Annotated in this window: 20 protein-coding genes; 17 read left to right on the forward strand and 3 right to left on the reverse strand. The window is 26.6% G+C overall.

From position 1 onward, the window contains the following. Positions 1-20 precede the first annotated feature (20 nt). From rbsA to ACN6I1_RS06415, 4 genes are all read left to right on the forward strand, one after another. Complete coding sequence (gene rbsA, locus ACN6I1_RS06400) at positions 21-1,511, forward strand: ribose ABC transporter ATP-binding protein RbsA (protein WP_419743162.1); 1,491 nt, start codon at positions 21-23, stop codon at positions 1,509-1,511. Between the two features lie 2 nt (positions 1,512-1,513). Further along, entirely contained in the window at positions 1,514-2,482 is a 969-nt protein-coding gene (gene rbsC, locus ACN6I1_RS06405; protein ID WP_021430551.1) for a ribose ABC transporter permease, read from the forward strand. 15 nt (positions 2,483-2,497) lie between these two features. After that, a complete protein-coding gene (gene rbsB, locus ACN6I1_RS06410) occupies positions 2,498-3,391 on the forward strand; it encodes a ribose ABC transporter substrate-binding protein RbsB (RefSeq protein WP_021432808.1) in 894 nt (297 codons plus the stop codon). 117 nt (positions 3,392-3,508) lie between these two features. Next, positions 3,509-4,015: a PaaI family thioesterase gene (locus tag ACN6I1_RS06415; protein ID WP_419743163.1), complete on the forward strand. Its 507-nt coding sequence runs from the start codon at positions 3,509-3,511 to the stop codon at positions 4,013-4,015. Positions 4,016-4,162: 147 nt separating this feature from the next. On the opposite strand, the gene ACN6I1_RS06420 is transcribed toward ACN6I1_RS06415, so the two are convergent. Then, positions 4,163-4,984 carry a nitroreductase family protein gene (locus ACN6I1_RS06420; protein ID WP_419743164.1) on the reverse strand — a complete coding sequence of 274 codons (822 nt, stop codon included), beginning with the start codon at positions 4,982-4,984 and terminating at the stop codon, positions 4,163-4,165. 179 nt (positions 4,985-5,163) lie between these two features. On the opposite strand from ACN6I1_RS06420, the gene ACN6I1_RS06425 reads away from it, so the two are divergent. The 4 genes from ACN6I1_RS06425 (at position 5,164) to ACN6I1_RS06440 (ending at position 9,926) form a co-directional block, all read left to right on the forward strand. Beyond that, a complete protein-coding gene (locus ACN6I1_RS06425; protein ID WP_419743165.1) occupies positions 5,164-6,057 on the forward strand; it encodes a LysR family transcriptional regulator in 894 nt (297 codons plus the stop codon). Between the two features lie 34 nt (positions 6,058-6,091). Then, a complete protein-coding gene (locus tag ACN6I1_RS06430) occupies positions 6,092-7,348 on the forward strand; it encodes a hypothetical protein (RefSeq protein WP_419743166.1) in 1,257 nt (418 codons plus the stop codon). Between the two features lie 104 nt (positions 7,349-7,452). Beyond that, complete coding sequence (locus tag ACN6I1_RS06435) at positions 7,453-8,394, forward strand: L-lactate dehydrogenase (protein ID WP_085281740.1); 942 nt, start codon at positions 7,453-7,455, stop codon at positions 8,392-8,394. A gap of 788 nt (positions 8,395-9,182) precedes the next feature. Then, complete coding sequence (locus tag ACN6I1_RS06440; RefSeq protein ID WP_220797378.1) at positions 9,183-9,926, forward strand: hypothetical protein; 744 nt, start codon at positions 9,183-9,185, stop codon at positions 9,924-9,926. Between the two features lie 99 nt (positions 9,927-10,025). Here ACN6I1_RS06440 and ACN6I1_RS06445 read toward each other — a convergent pair whose 3' ends face one another. Together ACN6I1_RS06445 and ACN6I1_RS06450 are read right to left on the reverse strand one after the other, a co-directional pair. After that, a complete protein-coding gene (locus ACN6I1_RS06445) occupies positions 10,026-10,556 on the reverse strand; it encodes a hypothetical protein (RefSeq protein ID WP_419743167.1) in 531 nt (176 codons plus the stop codon). Between the two features lie 71 nt (positions 10,557-10,627). Continuing rightward, complete coding sequence (locus ACN6I1_RS06450) at positions 10,628-11,455, reverse strand: sulfurtransferase (protein ID WP_419743168.1); 828 nt, start codon at positions 11,453-11,455, stop codon at positions 10,628-10,630. Between the two features lie 470 nt (positions 11,456-11,925). Between ACN6I1_RS06450 and ACN6I1_RS06455 the strand changes: the two genes are divergently transcribed. The 9 genes from ACN6I1_RS06455 to ACN6I1_RS06495 all read left to right on the forward strand — a co-directional run bounded on the left by ACN6I1_RS06455 (position 11,926) and on the right by ACN6I1_RS06495 (position 19,105). Beyond that, positions 11,926-12,186 (forward strand): hypothetical protein, encoded by a 261-nt coding sequence (locus ACN6I1_RS06455; protein ID WP_419743169.1) that lies wholly within the window; start codon positions 11,926-11,928, stop codon positions 12,184-12,186. A 20-nt stretch (positions 12,187-12,206) separates the two neighbouring features. Further along, on the forward strand, positions 12,207-12,434 hold the full coding sequence (locus ACN6I1_RS06460; RefSeq protein ID WP_419743170.1) for a hypothetical protein: 228 nt from the start codon (positions 12,207-12,209) through the stop codon (positions 12,432-12,434). Beyond that, the gene (locus ACN6I1_RS06465) at positions 12,425-12,649 is read left to right on the forward strand and encodes an MGH1-like glycoside hydrolase domain-containing protein (protein WP_419743295.1); all 225 of its coding nucleotides are present in this window, start codon (positions 12,425-12,427) and stop codon (positions 12,647-12,649) included. Before ACN6I1_RS06460 ends, ACN6I1_RS06465 begins: the two co-directional genes overlap by 10 nt. Before the next feature lie 18 nt (positions 12,650-12,667). Beyond that, entirely contained in the window at positions 12,668-13,654 is a 987-nt protein-coding gene (locus ACN6I1_RS06470) for a GIY-YIG nuclease family protein (RefSeq protein WP_419743171.1), read from the forward strand. A 191-nt stretch (positions 13,655-13,845) separates the two neighbouring features. Continuing rightward, positions 13,846-15,087 carry a peptidase U32 family protein gene (locus tag ACN6I1_RS06475; protein ID WP_419743172.1) on the forward strand — a complete coding sequence of 414 codons (1,242 nt, stop codon included), beginning with the start codon at positions 13,846-13,848 and terminating at the stop codon, positions 15,085-15,087. 121 nt (positions 15,088-15,208) lie between these two features. Continuing rightward, positions 15,209-15,742 carry an N-acetyltransferase family protein gene (locus ACN6I1_RS06480; protein WP_419743173.1) on the forward strand — a complete coding sequence of 178 codons (534 nt, stop codon included), beginning with the start codon at positions 15,209-15,211 and terminating at the stop codon, positions 15,740-15,742. 115 nt (positions 15,743-15,857) lie between these two features. After that, complete coding sequence (locus ACN6I1_RS06485) at positions 15,858-16,880, forward strand: hypothetical protein (protein ID WP_419743174.1); 1,023 nt, start codon at positions 15,858-15,860, stop codon at positions 16,878-16,880. A gap of 115 nt (positions 16,881-16,995) precedes the next feature. Next, positions 16,996-18,309, forward strand: coding sequence for a sensor histidine kinase (locus ACN6I1_RS06490; protein WP_419743175.1), 1,314 nt, complete (start codon positions 16,996-16,998; stop codon positions 18,307-18,309). Between the two features lie 103 nt (positions 18,310-18,412). After that, on the forward strand, positions 18,413-19,105 hold the full coding sequence (locus ACN6I1_RS06495) for a DUF3298 and DUF4163 domain-containing protein (protein ID WP_419743176.1): 693 nt from the start codon (positions 18,413-18,415) through the stop codon (positions 19,103-19,105). Positions 19,106-19,118 lie beyond the last annotated feature (13 nt).

The following is a 19,118-nucleotide window of genomic DNA, read 5'->3' on the forward strand; positions in this document are numbered from 1 at the left end:
AAATTGAAAGGAGCACCTATATGAAAAGTCCAATTTTGCAGATGAAAAATATAGTTAAAGAGTTCCCAGGAGTTAAAGCATTAGATGGAGTTAACTTAGAACTTTATCCAGGTAAGGTAATGGCTTTAATGGGGGAAAATGGTGCAGGTAAATCAACACTTATGAAGGTATTAAGTGGTGTTTATAAAAAAGATGGTGGACAAATATTCTACAATGGAAATTTAGAGGATATAAAAGGACCAAAAGATGCACAAGAAAAAGGTATAGCAATAATACATCAAGAGTTAAACTTAATACAAGATTTAACTATAGGTGAAAATATATTCTTAGGAAGAGAACCTAAAAAAGGATTTAAAATAGACTTTAAAAAGCTTTATGAAGAATCTGATAAATATTTAAATAAACTAAATATAAAAACTAGTTCAAAAGAATTAGTTGGTAATTTAAGTTTAGGACAACAACAAATGGTAGAAATAGCTAAAGCTTTGTCTTTAGATGCAAAAATAATTATAATGGATGAACCAACAGATGCTCTTACAGATAAAGAAACTGAAAGTCTGTTTAAAGTAATAGAAGATTTAAAAAACGAAGGAAAAGCAATAGTATATATATCTCATAGATTGAAAGAAATATTTGAAATATGTGATTACATAACAGTTCTAAGAGACGGTAAATATGTAGGTAGTGAAGAAATCTGCAATTTAGACGAAGACAAAATGATAGAAATGATGGTTGGAAGAAAACTTACAGATCAATTTCCAAGATATGAAGTTGAAAAAGGAAATATTGTATTAGATGTAAAAAATCTTTCAAATAGATATATAGATAATGTATCTTTTAATGTTAGAAGTGGAGAAATTATAGGGATTGCAGGTCTTATGGGAGCGGGAAGAACAGAACTTGCAAAAACTATATATGGACACATAAGAAAAGAAAGCGGACAAGTTATTGTAAATGGTAAAGATGTAACTAATAAGTCGGCAAAAGATGGATTAAAAAATAAAATAGCATATGTATCTGAGGATAGAAAAGGAGATGGTTTAATTCTTTCACTATCTGTTAGAGAAAATATGACAATATCATCTTTAAATAGTTTATCTAGCATGTTTAGATTAAATAAAACTAAAGAAAATGAACAAGTAAAAGACTATATTAAAAAAATGAATATAAAAACTCCAACTGAAGAACAAATAATTAAAAACTTAAGTGGAGGAAATCAACAAAAGGTTGCAATAGCTAAGGCTCTAATGACAGACCCTGATGTACTTATACTTGATGAACCAACTCGTGGAGTTGACGTTGGTGCAAAAAAAGAAATATATGATCTTATAAATAAATTTAAAAGTCAAGGGAAAGCAGTAATAATGATATCTTCTGAAATGCCAGAAATACTTGGGCTAAGCGATAGAATATTAGTTTTAAGTCAAGGTAGATTAACTGGAGAGCTAGATATTAAAGATGCAACTCAAGAAAGTATATTAAAATATGCAGTTACAGTGAAGGAGGCTTAATTATGCAAGCTAAAGTGAGTCAAGAAAATAAACAAATGGATTTAAAAAGTATATTAATAAAGTACAAATCATTAGTTGGATTATTATTATTAATAGTTGTAGTTTCAATACTAAGTCCATCATTTCTAAGTAGTAGAAATATATTGAATATACTTAGACAAACATCTGTAAATGCTATAATTGCAGCAGGTATGACGTTTGTAATTTTAACAGGAGGAATTGATCTTTCTGTAGGATCTGTGCTTGCTTTAAGTGGGGCTTTTGCAGCATCTCTTTTAGCATCAGGTCAAAGTATAGTAGTTGCAGTTATAGCAGCTATAGTATGTGGAGCAGCAGTAGGATTTTTAAATGGATTTGTAATATCTAAAGGAAAATTACAACCATTTATAGCAACACTTGCAACAATGACAATACTTAGAGGTGTAACATTAGTATTTACAGATGGAAAACCTATTACTCTAGGAAGTAATGGTTTAGCAATGGCATTTGGAAAAATCGGTGGAGGAACAGTATTTGGAATACCATCACCAGTTATCATAACTATATTAGTATTTGTAGCATGTTATTATATATTAAACCACACTAAAATGGGTAGATATACATATGCATTAGGTGGAAATGAAGAAGCAACTAAGTTATCAGGACTTAACACAGATAAAATAAAAATATGGGTATACACTATAAGTGGTATATTATCAGCAATAGCAGGTATTATAATAACTTCGAGATTATACTCAGCTCAACCTACAGCAGGTACAGGGTATGAACTAGATGCAATAGCAGCAGTTGTACTTGGAGGAACAAAGCTTACTGGAGGAAAGGGTAAAATAAGTGGAACGATAATAGGTGCACTTATAATAGGTGTTTTAAGTAATGCTCTTAACATATTAGATGTATCATCTTATTATCAAATGATGGTTAAAGGTATAGTTATATTAATAGCTGTACTATTAGATAGAAAAAGTAACTAAGAAAGGAAGATAGGAATGAAAAAATTTCTTTCAATAATGATGACTATAGTTTTATCAAGTTTTATGTTGGTAGGATGTAGCCAAAAAGAAGACGGAACTAAAAAAATAGGACTTATAGTATCAACACTAAATAATCCTTTCTTTGTAGATTTAAAAAAAGGTGTTGAAAAAGAAGCAAAAAAACTTGGGTATGAAGTTGTAGTATTAGATTCTCAAAATGACCCGGCAAAAGAAGTATCTAATATGGAAGATATAACTGTTAAAAATGTAGATTTAGTATTACTAAATCCTGTTGATTCAGATTCAGCAGTAGCGTCAGTTATGATTGCCAATAATGCAGATTTACCAGTTATGACTGTAGATAGAATTGCAAATGGTGGTAAAGTGGCATCTCATATTGCATCAGATAACATAGCTGGTGGAGATATGGCTGCTAAGTTTTTAATTGATAAATTAGGTAATAAAGGAAACATTGTTGAACTTGAAGGTATAGCTGGATCATCAGCAACAAGAGATAGAGGTAAAGGATTTGAAGATGGAATAAAAGGAAGTAACTTAAAAATTGTATCAAAACAATCGGCAGATTTTGATAGAACAAAGGGACTTACTGTTATGGAAAACATCATTCAATCTCAAGGAAAAATAGATGCAGTATTTGCACAAAATGATGAAATGGCTTTAGGAGCATCAAAAGCACTTGCAGATGCAAATATGAAAGATGTTTTAGTTGTAGGTTTTGATGCAACAGATGATGCTGTAGATGCAGTTAAAAAAGGCGATATGGCAGCAACAGTAGCTCAACAACCAATACTTATAGGTGAAACAGCAGTAAAAGAGGCTAATAAATATTTACAAGGCGAAAAGGTAAAAGATTTCGTACCTGTTAAATTACAGTTAGTAACAAAATAAAAAAATACTAAGATGATTTTATCATCTTAGTATTTTTTTTATTCCTTCTTACATTGAGGTTTTTGTTATGCTATAATACTAAATGAATTAGTAACTTATAAAATTGGAGGTAAGACTATGAAGCATAAAATTATAAAAAAACAAAATATAAGTAGTAATTGCGTAGTTTGTGGAGTTGATAATGATTTAAGTCTTAAAGCTAATTTTTATGAGCTAGATAATAATGAATTATTAGCAATATGTGATACTAAAGAGTGGCACCAAAGTTATCCTGGAAGAATGCATGGTGGTATGTCTGCTGCAATATTAGATGAAACTATAGGTAGAGCTATAACTATGTTAGATGGAGAAGTTTGGGGAGTTACTGTTTCTCTAGAATTAAAGTATAAAAAGCCTGTCCCAACAGATTGCACTATAAAAGTAGTTGGAAGAATAACTAGAGACACTAGAAAGTTATTTGAAGGAACTGGAGAAATAATATTACCGAATGGTGAAGTGGCTGTAACTGCAAAAGGAAAATATATGAAGTTACCGGTAAGTAGAATTATAGAAGATGAAGATGATTTAGTCAGAGAATGGTTAGAGGCAGAAAATGAGGAAGACATGGAATACATAGAATTATAAAAATTATACTTAAATTTATTTATGAAATGGAGTATTAAAAAATAAGTAGCTAAGGATTAGATTATAAGTTTTATTGATTTTGTAATCTAAATAAAAATTATAGTCTAATCCTATGAGACTTGTTACTTTAATACTCCTTTTTGGTATCTATTTCCAAGATATAACAGCGTCTTTTCTAGGTACAGTTCTTTGATACTTCACACTAGGGTAGCCAATTATCATACAGTTAACTATATGATGATTTTCAGAAAGACCTAAAAATCTCATGATTTCTTTATTTTCTTGAGCGGCTTTTATAAAAAATCCACTAAAGAATGTTCCAAGGCCTAAGGCATTAGTCATAAGTTCCATATTAGAAGATGCTAAAGATGCATTAACAGGTGAGTCAGAAACTACTAGAATTACTGCTGGAGCATTAAAGAATAAACCATCTCTTCCAGTAGGATTTGCTTTATAAGCATTGTACATATTAATCCACATCTTTGCATATCTTTCAAAAGGTTTTGTCTCATCATTTAAATTTTCCAATAAAGTTGTTCCTAAATTGTATAAGCTATCAAAGGCCAATTCTTTTAATTTCTCTATATTATCTTTTACAACTACATAAGAAACATTTTGAGAGTTGGTAGAAGTTTGAGTGAATCGTCCTGCTTCTATAATTTTATTTATTTTTTCAATTTCAACGTCTTGTTTCTTGAAATGTCTAACACTTCTTCTAAATTTTATGAAATTAAGTAAATTATCTTCATTTATACTAAAACTATCTTTATCATAATTTAAAACTTCGTCCATGTTATAATCATCTGTTGATACTGCATTTTTAGGACAGATTGCTATGCAATGTCCACATTTAAAACAACTAACATTTTTAATTTGAGCTTTGCCATCAACAAGTTCTATATCATTAACAATACAATCTTTTACGCAAAGGCTACACCCTATACATAAATCCTTATCTACTTTCATCATAATTAATACCTCCTAAAAAATAAAAGTTTTGACTAATCAATAAATAAAATTTATAATTCTATATGACTATCAAGTATGTTTGAATTTGATTTATACTGATTATACCATCATAAAAATATTTATGTCTAATTCAAATTTTTCATATAACTATAACTTTTAGTTATAAAAAGGAGTGTATTATGAATTTACAACAATTAGAGTATTTTAAGGTTATAGCTGAAACAGAAAATTTCACAAAGGCTTCGAAAGAACTTTCAGTAACTCAACCAGCGCTAAGCAAGGCTATTTCCAAATTAGAAGAAGAGTTGAAAGTTTCACTTTTTGAGAAAAAGGGTAGAAATATAAAGCTTACAGAATATGGAGAAGTATTTTTAACATACTCTAATAAAGCTTTGATTGAGATAGAAAATGGAATTAAAACTATCGGTAACATGCTTACTGAAAAAAATGAAACTATATTTATATCATCTACACCAAGAATAGGAGGATATTTTATGCATCTTATAATAAGTGATTTTTTAAATGAATATCCAAATGTAAAGTTTCAATTTAACCAGCAGTCAGCTCAAGAAGTTATAAATGATTTAAGTATAGGAAATATTGATATAGGATTTTACGATAGTAAAGATATAGATGAAAATAAATCTGAGATTGAATCTATACCTGTCAAAAAACAAGATTATGTTTTAATAGTACCCAAAAAACATAAATTTGCAAGTAGAAACGAAATATCTTTAAAAGAATTAAAAAATGAATCTTTTATAGCATTTTGTGAGAATAGTAAAGAAAAACTTATGTCATATACTGAAATATTGGGATATGTACCTAAAATTTCAATTCAGCCAGATGGTGCAAATATTGGAAGTGCAGTAGAGGGGCTAGTATCTATGGGAGCTGGAATTTCTATAGTGCCAAACACACCTATGATTAATAGCAATACTTTATCAATTATAAATATAAAGGAAGACATAAAAGAGAGAACTATATATATGGGGATTTCAAAAAAGTCTAAAATGAGCAAAGTAGCTACGAAGTTTAAAGAATATGTAATTAGTTCAGCTAATATTAAATAGATTTAAAGAATTAAATAATGGGGAGATGAGCATTTTGAAGTTAAATAAAAAATGCGTAAGTATTATAATTATAGTATTTGTATGTATGTTTTTTATACTAGGATATATGGCTGTGGATTTTTTTAAAGTAGAACACTATAGTAAGATAAATAATATTGTAGATGATAACTTAGGATTATTAAAATATAAGGTAAGTAAAGAAGAAAAAAGTGAAGTTGAAAAGCTAATATCTATAGGCAATTACTTAACTTTTAAAAGGATTGAAAGAAATAAAATTCAACCTAGTTTTTTAGAAAGTTCAATATACAGTTTGGTAGATAATAAATTAAATGAATATACAATAAAGTATTTATTAAATGGTTACGAATATGAAAACTATGAACCTGATAATTCAGATGGGATTCAAAAAGATAAAACTTTAAATAAATTAAAGGGAACTTTAAGTGAAAGTGATTATAAAACTTTAAAACAGTTAATAGAAGATTACAATCAAGGTGATTATGAATCTATAGATAAAATGCAGGATATTTTATCTATATACAATAAAAAGAATGCAGATATAATTGTTATGTATTTAACTGAAAATAGTTCTTTAGATTTGAAGGCATCTTTTGATATAACTAAAAATTTGAATTTAAATTATCGATATATAAAAGGATTAACTTCAAAATATTTAGATGATAAAGAAAAAAAAGAATATGAAAGTATATGGGAAAAAATAAAGTATATTCTGCCTAACAAAGGATTGAAAAATTTTGAGGAACTTTATCTTACAACTGATGGAAAACTTAATGAGTTAGCTTCAGTTAAAGTAAATAATAATAGTGGAAGCAGATGGATAATGAATATAGATCCAGAGGATGTTGTATTTAAAAATAAATTATTTTATGAAACAATATTACATGAATACTTTCACTATATGACTCTAAATGATAAACAAGTAAAATATACAGAGAACTATAATATGAAAAATTACTGCGAAGAAGGATTAGTATCTAATAAAAATTCGTACATAAATGATTTTTACAATGAGTTTTGGAAAGATATATTAGAAGATAGAAATATAAATAAAGAAAATTTATACTTCTATGATAGGCATAAAAATAGTTTTGTTGATGAATATGCATCAACAGATCCGAGTGAAGATATAGCTGAAACATTTAGTTATTTTGTACTTAATGATAAGCCTAAAGGAAATAGTATTAAGGATCAAAAAATAAACTTTTTCTATAAATATAAAGATTTAGTAGAGTTAAGAAATCAATTAAGAAGCAAAATAAATACAATTTGATATTATAAAAATTAAATTAAAATAAAATTTATGGTTTATATTTTTTGTTTAATGAAATCATATTAATGTGTATTAATAATGTGATTAGCATAGGAGGAAAACAAATGAAAAATAAAGTTGTAATCATTGGAACTGGAATGGTAGGCATGAGCTATGCTTATTCAATGGTAAATCAAGGAACTTGTGAAGAATTAGTTCTAATTGATATAGATAAAGATAGAGCTCAAGGTGAGGCTATGGACTTAAATCATGGGCTTAACTTTGGAGATAGAATAATGAAAATATATGCAGGTGATTATAAAGATTGCTCTGATGCATATATAATATGCATTACGGCTGGTGCGATACAAAATGAAGGAGAAACTAGATTAGATTTATTAAATAAAAATACTAAAATAATGAAAAATATAATAGGTAATATAAAAGAATCTGGATTTAATGGCATATTATTGATTGCAACAAATCCAGTTGATATAATGACATATGTTGCTTGTGAATTATCAGGTTATGAAAAAGGGAAAGTTATTGGGTCAGGAACCACACTAGACTCATCTAGACTTAGATATATGTTAAGTGAAAAACTAGATGTTAACTCTAAAAATATACATGCTTATGTAATGGGAGAACATGGAGACTCTCAATTTGTTGCATGGAGTTATGCATTACAAGGAGTTCAACCTATATATCAAATAGCATCTAAACACAGTAATCTAACTTTTGATGATCTTGATAAAATAGAAGATGAAGTTAGAAATGTTGCCTATGAGATAATAAAAAGAAAGAAATCGACGTACTATGGAATTGGAATGGCTTTAACAGCTATAACAAAAGCTATATTAGAAAATGAAAATAGCATTTTGACGGTATCATCGTATTTAAGAGGAGAGTATGGTCATAATGATGTATATATAGCTGTGCCTAGTGTAGTAAATAAAAATGGAGTTGAAAGAGTTATAGAACTAGCATTAGACAAAGAAGAAAAATCAAAGTTTGATAAATCCATATGTATAATGAAGGAAAATATTAATAAAATAGACTTTGAATAATTAGATTACTTATTAAATAGAAAAAAGAAATTGAAGGAGTATGATGTTGCATACTTCTTTTTTTATTTGAATTAAAAAAGAATAAAAAAAATTTAAAAAAAGGTAGAATTCTAACTATCTTCTGCATATATTAAAGTATAATGAAATATAAAAAAAAAAAAATGCAAATAAGGAGAGATATGAAAAAATGTTAGAATTCAGCGAAATGGTGTATTTTGGATATGAAGAAGAGTTAAATTATGACTATTCACCAGATTATAAAACAGAGTAAAATGAAATAAAAAATAACTTTATTTTAAAAAAATAAAAAATATGATTTGAAATTTTGGAAAAATTCAAAAAATATATTGCAAACCAAATATTGGATATGATAGAATTAACTTAACAAGTTGCAAAAATTAAAAATAAGGAGGTAAGCTATATGGAAAATGTAGTTGTGTTAGATCACTTTGGATATGAAATGGAAATCGATTATGATTATTCACCAGATTATGAGGTTGAGTAACAAAAAAGTCTTTTAAAATTTTAGGAGGACAAAAGAGGTGCATACCACGAGTTTGAATACGTAAAAAGAGCTATCACTCATTTTTTAGATAGCTCTTTTTTATTTTATATATATTATAAATTTGAATTGTAAATATAATTTAAAAAAGTAAATTTACTTATGAAAGTTAACACTTTACTATAATGCATAATTTTAGTAATATAGTACTAGAAAGTTATAGAAAGTTAATAATAAAGTTATTACTACTAATAAATTATTAATTAAATTAAGGAGCAACAATATTATGAATTTTAACAATCAGTATGCAAAAATAATAGGTGTAAGTGAAGATGGGATAAAAAATCTTGAATACATAGTGAACTATAAAAATAATAAAGAAATATTAGATACAGAAAAAATATCTATAAATCAAGATATAGATAAAGATTATGCAGCTAAAATTTTAGATGAAATTGAAATAGTTTTTATTACGTATAATTCAAAAGAACAAAGAACATGTGATATAGTAAAAGCTATAAATTATATGGCGAAAGAAAGAAGAATTGTATCTATTGGAATTGATGTTAATCAAGATGAAAAGAAGGTTGAATTTGATTTCAATGCAGAGTTTGTAATGAGAGATAATAACTCTACTTTAATATGTGAGTTAATTGATATGATGGTAGAATCTGTTTCAGAAGAATGTACTATAAATATAGATTTAACAGATTTAAAAGAAATTTTATCAAAAGAAAAAGGGTTAGCTCATGGATTTGTAGAAAGTGATAATTCAACAAGTAAAGAAGAATTAGTAGACATGCTATTTGATACTATAATAAAAACTAATGATGAATTAACAAAGAAAAAAGGAATAGTATTTATAAGTCTTGGAAATGAATATTGTAAAATTGAAGAAGTTTTATCTATATTAAATGAAGTGTTAGAAAATATTCAAGGTAAAATTGATGGAAAATGCGACTTAATATTCACACTTGCTTTAAATGAAAATTTAAATGATAAGATTAGAATGGGAATATTATATAACTAATAAATAAAAAATATAAGTTTTATCAACTTAAATTTATTTTAAATTTAGGAAGTAAAACTTATATTTTTTTATTTATAATATATCTGATTTCAAATAATATTATCTGAAATCAGATATATTATTATCTATAGTGATAAACTGAAGTATGCTATGTAAAGGAAGTTTTTTGCTCTCTATTCCCATTCCAAGTTGTTCAAAAGAATGCATAGCAGACATACTGTATGTTTTTAAAATTCCTTCTTCTAATTCATCTAAATGTTTGTATATATATACCTTCATATCATCTATAGACTTTAAAGATTCGATTTCATCACCACGTAAAACATGTTTGAATATTTCAAAGCCTTCACCTTTAGCACCCCATAAGAAGATTCTAAAAGTAACTAAAGATCTTTCTAAATATAAACCGCAACTAATTGAATTCATATGATTTATATCTTCATATAAATGTTGATTGAAATCTATAAAACCACTAGGCATTATTTCAAAAACTTTATCATCAATGTAATCTAAATCGCTTTTAGATAATTTTTCATGGAAATCTACATATCCATTACTTGATATTAATACATTAGCAAACTTGCTTTCTTGTAAAAATACTTTCTCGCTAGTTAAAAATTCTTTTTTCATGACTTTCTCCTTTGTTGTTATAATTTACTATGATATTTTAACATATTAAAAAAATATTTCAAAATCAAATACTAAAATAGTGATTCAACATCATTTTCATCATAGCTAACCCAATCACTCATACTTCCTATATAAGTTTTAGCATTATAAGATAATTCATCTAGCAAAGCATAATTTATACAGGCTTCTATGCAGGATCCGCAATAAGTTATAATTTCTTTATTTTTTAAAATAGAAAAATTTCTATCAATAATATTTAAATCTTTAATGAAACCATTGTCATCTATATTATTATGCCAAGGTATATTAATTGCGTTAGGTATGTGACCAGGCTTTTTATAAAGTGGTTCAATTTCTCCAGTATATCTACTATTATCCCTACAATCCACTAAAACTATGTCAGTTTCTTTAATTGATTCTCGTACATAATGTATATCACATATCATACTTGTATCAGGTGATAAGTTAAAAGTTTGGGGAGTCAATAATGAAGGTATTTCATTTGTAATAGGAAGATTATTATCTTTCCATGCTTTAAAACCTCCATTTAGTATATATACATTTTTATATCCCATATATTTTAACTGAACAAAAGCGCGTGGGGAACTATATAATTTTTCGTCGTAAACTACTATTGTAGAGTTTTGATTAATTCCAAATGAAGATAATTTGCTTTTCAAAATATTGTTGTCTGGAAGAGGTCTAGCTCCACCGTGTAATTGAGGAGAACCACAAATATCTTTATTTATATCAAGAAAAAAAGCATTTGGAATATGGGATTCTTTATAGAAATTATACCCTGAAGATTCATTAAACAAATCGAATCTACAATCTATTAAAAAGAGAGAAGTAGGGTCTTTGAAATTAACTATAAAAGAACAATCAACGAAATTTTTCATGAACACACCTCCAAGTTTTTTATTATTTAATAATAACATTTAATTGGTAAAAAATGTAGTTGTTAAATAGGTTATGAATATAATTACCTAGTAGGAATAGATAGGAAATAAATATTAATAAAATATATAAACAAGTTATAACTTTAAATAAATTTGATATTGATATAGTAAAAGAAAATATAAGAGCTATATCAATATCAAATTAAATATAATGACCGATTAAGAAGTCAAGATAAAGGAGCTATTATTGATTGTATATTTTATAATATGTCTAAAGAAATGGATTAGGTGTAAATTGGAATGATCGAAACTCAAAACCACCTTTAGCAACATGGGCAGTGTATAAGATATATGGGGAATCTGAGGATTTAGACTTTCTAAAATAGATGTATCCTAAATTAGTAGATTATCATAATTAGTGGTACAAAATTAGAGATTTTAATAAAAATGGAATAGCTGAATATGGGGCTATGGTAGATAAATGCAATATTTTAGATGAAGATATAATAATGCCAGCTGCTTGGGAAAGTGGAATGGATAATGCAATTAGATTTGATAATGATAACGTGGATATAAAAGTTTATAAAAATATCACAAATGATATCATAAATGGGTATTCTCTTAATCAAGAGTCTGTTGATTTAAATTCCTTTTTATATAAAGAAAAGATTCTTTTATCTAAAATTGCATTAAGGATAGTGAAAAATATGAAGAAGAAGCAAACTATGTAAAGAAATATATAAATAAGAATATGTATGATATTAAAACTGGATATTATTATGATTTGCAAATTAACCAGGATAAATATAAACTATTAGTGAATAGAGACAAAGGAACGGAAGGATTTATATCTTTATGGGCAAATATATCAACCAAAGAACAAGCTAAAGCAGTTAGAGATAATGTACAATTCCTACGGTTAGCAAAGATAACCCAAAGTATGATCCAAATAGCTACTGGAGAGGACCTATATGGTTAGACCAAGCTTTATTTTTAATAGAAGGTCTTAGAAATTATGGATATTATGAATATGCTAAGTTAATTGCATATAAACTATTCAACAATGCAAAAGGATTAACTGAGTCGTATCCAATAAGAGAAAACTACAATCCAGAAACAGGAGAGGGATTACACACTACTAACTTTAGTTGGTCTGCTGCTGCTTACTATTTAATATATACCGAAGTATTATAAACATTAAAGGAGATTTATATGAAGTTAAAAGATAAAGTACAATCTTTACCTGAAACACCAGGCGTATATTTTATGAAAGATAAAAACAAAAATATAATGTATGTAGGAAAATCGAAAGCTTTAAAAAATAGGGTATCTCAATATTTTTTACCATCATATAATCCATCAAAAAAAATTACAAGAATGATTAAATTTATAGATGACATAGAAACAATAGAAACTGATACGGAACTAGATGCGTTGGTATTAGAATGTAAACTTATAAAAAAACTACAACCTATGTACAATACACTTTTAAAAAATGATAAAAAATATGCGTATTTAAAAATAAGCACCAACGAAGATTACCCATGTTTGGAATGTGTTCCAGATAATGATTGTGCTGGATTATATTTTGGACCATATACATCAATTCAAAAATTAGAAAACATAGTAGAAGTTTTGAGCAAATACTTTAAATTAAGAATATGTAAAGGTAGTAATAAATTAAAAGGGTGTATAAATAGTGATTTAGGATTTTGTATGGCACCATGTAAAATCAAAAACAATAAAGAGTATAGTTATTCTATAAATAAATTGATAGATACGCTTAATGGCGTAAATTTAGACTTAATAAATGATTTAAATAAAAAAATAATAGAATCAGTGAATACGTTGGATTTTGAAAGAGCGTCAAAGTACAAAGAAAACTTAGATTGTATAGAACTTATTTTAAGTAGAAGTGAAGTTATAAATTATATGAAATCAGAAAAGGTAATAATAACATCTATAGATATTGATTACACTAGAAAAAAAGTGTATATAATTAAGGGAAAAGATATAATGTACTCAAAAGTAGTAAAAAAAGATTTTAATAACGAAAGTTTAAAAGAGCATTTCTACAAAGATTTTGAAGAAAATTCTTATTTTGAAAAAAATAAAAATTGTATAGAAAAAGAAGATTTAGACATGGCTAGTACAATATATAATTACTTAAAAAGTAAATCCAAACTAGATTTTATTTAGACACTTTGGTATAATAAAATGGTTTCAGTATAATTTTAAAAAAATAGATTATCGAAACTATTTTATGGGTATAAATTAAATATTTAAAATATAATAAAAAATACTATATATAGCCCTCTTTAAAAATAAGTATAAATCAACTAATTTTAAAGAGGGTGTTTTAGATAATAATATCTTATAAAGGAGACGCTATGCAAAGAATAGAATTATTAGCACCAGCAGGTGATTTAGAAAGATTAAAAACAGCATTTATATATGGAGCGGATGCCGTTTATATAGGTGGTGAAATATTTGGAATGAGATCTGCTGCTAAGAACTTCAATAAAGAAGATATGGCAGAAGGTGTTAAATTTGCGCATGAAAGAGGCAAGCAAGTATTTGTTACTGTAAATATAATACCTAGGAATGAAGAGTTTGAACAGTTAGAAGCTTACTTAAAAGAACTTGAAGAAATAGGTGTAGATGCAGTTATAGTAAGTGACCCAGGAGTATTTAGCGTAGTTAAAAAAGTTGTGCCAAATATGGAAATACATATAAGTACTCAAGCTAGTACAACTAATGCTGCATCAGCTACATTTTGGTATAATCAAGGAGCAAAAAGGGTTGTTATGGCAAGAGAGTTATCTTTTGAAGAAATAAAAGAGATAAGAGACAATTCTCCAGAAGGTATGGATATAGAAGCATTTATACATGGCGCTATGTGCATGTCTTATTCAGGAAAATGTGTAATAAGTAACTATACAACAGGTAGAGATGCTAATAGAGGAGCTTGTGCACAATCTTGTAGATGGAAGTACACACTGGTTGAGGAACAAGAAAATGGAGACTATGAAAAAGTTTTAGATGATGTAGATGCAGAATTTTTCTTTAATACAAAAGATATGTGTATGATAAACTATATTCCACAAATTATAGAAAGTGGAATAAATAGTTTTAAAATAGAGGGAAGAATGAAAACTGCATATTATGTAGCAACTACAGTTAGAGCTTATAGAATGGCTATAGATGAGTATATAAAAGATCCTGAAAATTGGGAGTTTAATCCGATGTGGTTAGAAGAACTTAAAAAAGGAAGTCATAGACATTTTAGTGAAGGGTTCTACTTAGGAAAAACATCTACTAGAGATCAAAACTATGAATCTGCATCGTATGTAAGAAACTATGATTTTATAGGTGTAGTTAGAGGACATGAAGACGAAAGTGGACTAGTTATAGTTGAACAAAGAAATAGAATGTTTGTAGGAGACGAAATAGAAATAATAGGACCATATAAAGAAACAATGTATGGCAAAATTTTAGAAATGTACAATGAAGAAAATGAACCTATCGAATCTGCTCCACATGCAAAACAAATAGTAAAAATGAAATTAGACATACCGGTTGAAGAACATTATATGTTAAGAAAGCCAATAATAACTATAAATGTATTATAATAATAAAACCAGAAGTTATATTTAGCTTCTGGTTTTTTATTATTATCATATATAAACGTATTGAAAAATAAAAAAATTAATAATAATATAGATATATACAAACCTAAGGGGGCAAAAAATTATGAGTATAGCAATTATGAAAAATAATCAATCAATAACTTTAAGAGAATCCACAAAGGAAGATGCACAAAGTATTATAAAGTTTTATAATACTGTCGGAGCTGAAACTACATATTTATCATTTGGAGGAGATGAATACAATGTAAGTTTAGAACAGCAAGAAGCTATGATTGAATCAACTAATTCATCTGATAATAACTTTATGATACTTGCTTTAGCAGATGATAAAATAATAGGTATAGGGACAATATCATCAAATCAAAAGAAAAAAGGTAAGCATGTAGGTATATTAGGAATAGTAATAACTGAAAAATATTGTGATTTAGGACTTGGGAAAATAATGATGGATTGTTTAATAGACTGGTGTAGAGATAATAAAATAACTACAAAGATATCACTTTCAGTAAGAGAAGATAATCCAAGAGCTATAGCTCTGTATAAAAAATGTGGATTTGAAGTAGAAGGTATATTAAAAAATGAAACTTATATAGATGGAGAATTCTTTAATATAGTTTGTATGGGGATGATTTTGTAATTTAAATTAATTAAATAAATTAAGTAATATAAATAGTCCCCCTCCTATATATTAGTACTATAGTTCTAATATATAGGAGGGGGTTAAAATTACTAAAAACATAAAAGAGATAGTTTTGTTATCTGGGGCATTTTTATCAGTATGTATAGGATCAGGTTTTGCCACAGGTCAAGAAATACTACAATTTTTTTCATCTCAAGGGAGTAAGAGTATATTATCAGGAATTGTATGCATGATTATTATGATGTATTGTGGATCAAAGTTATTTATAATAGGAAAATCAAAAAATTTAAAATATAGTAATGATATATTTTTATATTTATTTGGCGAGAAATTAGGCCATGTATTTAAAATAATAATACCAGTATTTTCACTTTGTAGCTTTGTAGTTATGGTTGCAGGAGCAGGAGCTGCGATGAATCAATACTATGGAATAGACAAAAATCTAGGCGGATTATTACTTGCAATTATAACTATGATATCTGTTATATTAGGTATGAACAAAGTAATAGATATATTAGGGAGTATAGGTCCAATAATTGCAATAGTTGCAATAGCTGTAAGCTTAAAAACTATAAATATAAACTATGAAAATTTATATAACATAGATTATATAGTGAATAACTTAGAAATGACAAAAGCTATTGATAGTTGGCCTATAGCAGCTTTTGTATATAGTGGACTGAATATAATCTTTGCAACACCATTTCTAGTAGGAGCAGGAAAAACTGTACATAATATAAAGAACTGTAAATATGCAGGTATTATAGGTGGGTTAATACTTATATTATCTGCTATGTTTATAAATATAGCTCTTTTATCAGATATTCAAAACACATATAATCAAGAAATTCCAACTTTATATATGGCAAAACAGATATCTCCATTAGTAGGAAGTGTTTTTTCTGTAATACTTATAGCGGGTATATATACTACAGCAGCTCCACTTCTTTGGAATGTATGTAGCAGTTGTTATTTAGAAAAATCAAAAGGGTTTAACATAATGGCTATACTTTGTACTATATTAGGTATAGTGGGAGGGATGCTTCCTTTTTCATATCTTGTAAGTTTTATGTACCCTATATCAGGGACTATAGGAGTTTTAATAATTATATCTTTAATTTTTAGAAAGTGTTAACACTTTCTTTTTTTATTTTTAATATAAAATTACGAAATACAAATAAATATATAATGTTTAGTTTAAATATGGAAGAGTTTGAAAATATATGTTAATATTTAAACTAAAGGGGGTGGTGGAGATAGATATTGTCGACTTGATTTTCATGGGGATACCAGAGGGATTAGTGTTTTTTACATCTCTGAGTTTAATAGTAGAAAAAGGGATAAAAAAGATACAAATACTTTATATGACACTGATATATTGTATTTTATGTTATTTTATAAAAAATAATTTTCCGAAGGGTATAAGTACGATTATTGTTATTGCAATGATAATTACAATTATGCAGATTTTTTCAAAGGTAAAATTTATAAGGTGTGTAGTAGCTACTATAATCACAGCATCAACATTATTTTGCTTGGAGATAATATCTGTAACATTTATAAACGTTATAGGTGTTAATTTGGATTATGTTTTAAATAATCAAATTTTAAAAATTTTAATATACTATATACCTATATCTATTATGTTTATGCTTATAAATATGTTTAAGTATAAAAAATTTATTAAGGAAATAGATAGCACTAGTAAATCATACAAAAGTAAAAAAATAGAAGGACTAATATTTTATATAAGTACGTGTATAATTACAGTTGTTGGAATCGTTGTATTTATTGTATATGAAAATAAAAATTTAAAATATGAGGTTTCACAATTTTTAACGCTATTTCTAATGTCAGGGTTTGTTTTAATACTTTCAGGAATGTTATTAGTACTTATAAATTATAATAAAAGAAAAGCTTTAAATGAAATCCAACAAAATCTTATGCAAAATAACTTAAAGCAAATGGAAGATACTGTTGATGCCTTGAGAATGCAAAGACATGATTACATGAATCATTTACAAGTTATATTAATGCAAGTATCCAGCGGGAAAAATGAAGATGCTAGAAAATACATACTTGGGTTATCAGAGGATGCAAGTAGTGGATTAAGTTGTTTTTGTACAGGAAGTTCATATATGGATGCAATTTTAAATACTAAAAAGAGAAGAGCTTTAAGGTATGATATACAATTAACTGCATGTATAGATAGTTTATTAGAGGGAATAGAACTATCAGATTCTGAGCTTAGCTCAGTAATTTTAAATATAATAGATAATGCTATAGATGAATTGAAAAAATATGACAAAGAATATAAGTACATACATGTTGATATATATAGTGATGTAGACCATCATAATATTTCTATAAAAAACAATGGTAGTAAGATAAAAGATATAAAAAAAATATTTGAACTAGGATACTCATCAAAAGGTAAAAATAGAGGATTTGGATTGTACTCAATTAAAAAATTACTAGAATCTCACAAGTGTAATATTGAGGTATATAGCGATGATATGGAAACTGAATTTAGTATTCAAATACCTATAATGCAAAGAGCGTAAAACGCTCTTTTTTTTTATTTAATCTAAGCATTTAATTTTAGTTTAAACAAATTTGTGAATTAAACATACTTTATTATAGAGGCTATTACTTAGGAGGTTTTATATGGATAATAATATTGAATGCAAAATTAATAATTCTTGTGTAGGAGAATACCTTTTAAAAAAAGAAACAGAATTTTTAAAATATGAAATTACTTATCCTAAGATTTTGATTTATCCTAAATATATTTACCATAATGACTATAATAAAGACATAATCAAAAATATAAATACAATAATTTATAATGATATTATTAAATTTAGAGATAGTTTAGAAGATCAATCATTAAAATATAGTCAAATTTATAAAAATGGAGATGTTAAGTTTAAATATGAAGGTTATTCAAGTTTTGATGTAACTTATGATAAAAATAATTTGATAAGCATACCTGTTGAATTTTATGAGTTTACAGGTGGAGCACATGGAATGACTTACTTAGAATCTTATAATTATGATTTAAATACAGGCAAACAAGTTTTATTAAATAATTTATTTAATAAAGATGTAGATTATAAAAAAATTATAAACTATTATATAGAAAGTTATATTAAAAAAAACAAAGAACTATTTTTTGAAGGAAATGAAGGATTTAAAGGTATAAAAGATAATCAAGAATTTTATATGACTGATGATAACTTGGTAGTATATTTTGAAATTTATGAGATAGCTCCATATTATGTTTCAATTCCTAAATTTAATATTCCTCTGAAAGAAATTGAGGAGTATTTAAACCTTAAATATATATGCATACAATAAAATAAAAAAAGTA

The sequence above is a fragment of the Paraclostridium dentum genome (genome assembly GCF_048568265.1).
In the GTDB taxonomy this organism is placed as follows: Bacteria; Bacillota; Clostridia; order Peptostreptococcales; family Peptostreptococcaceae; genus Paraclostridium; species Paraclostridium dentum.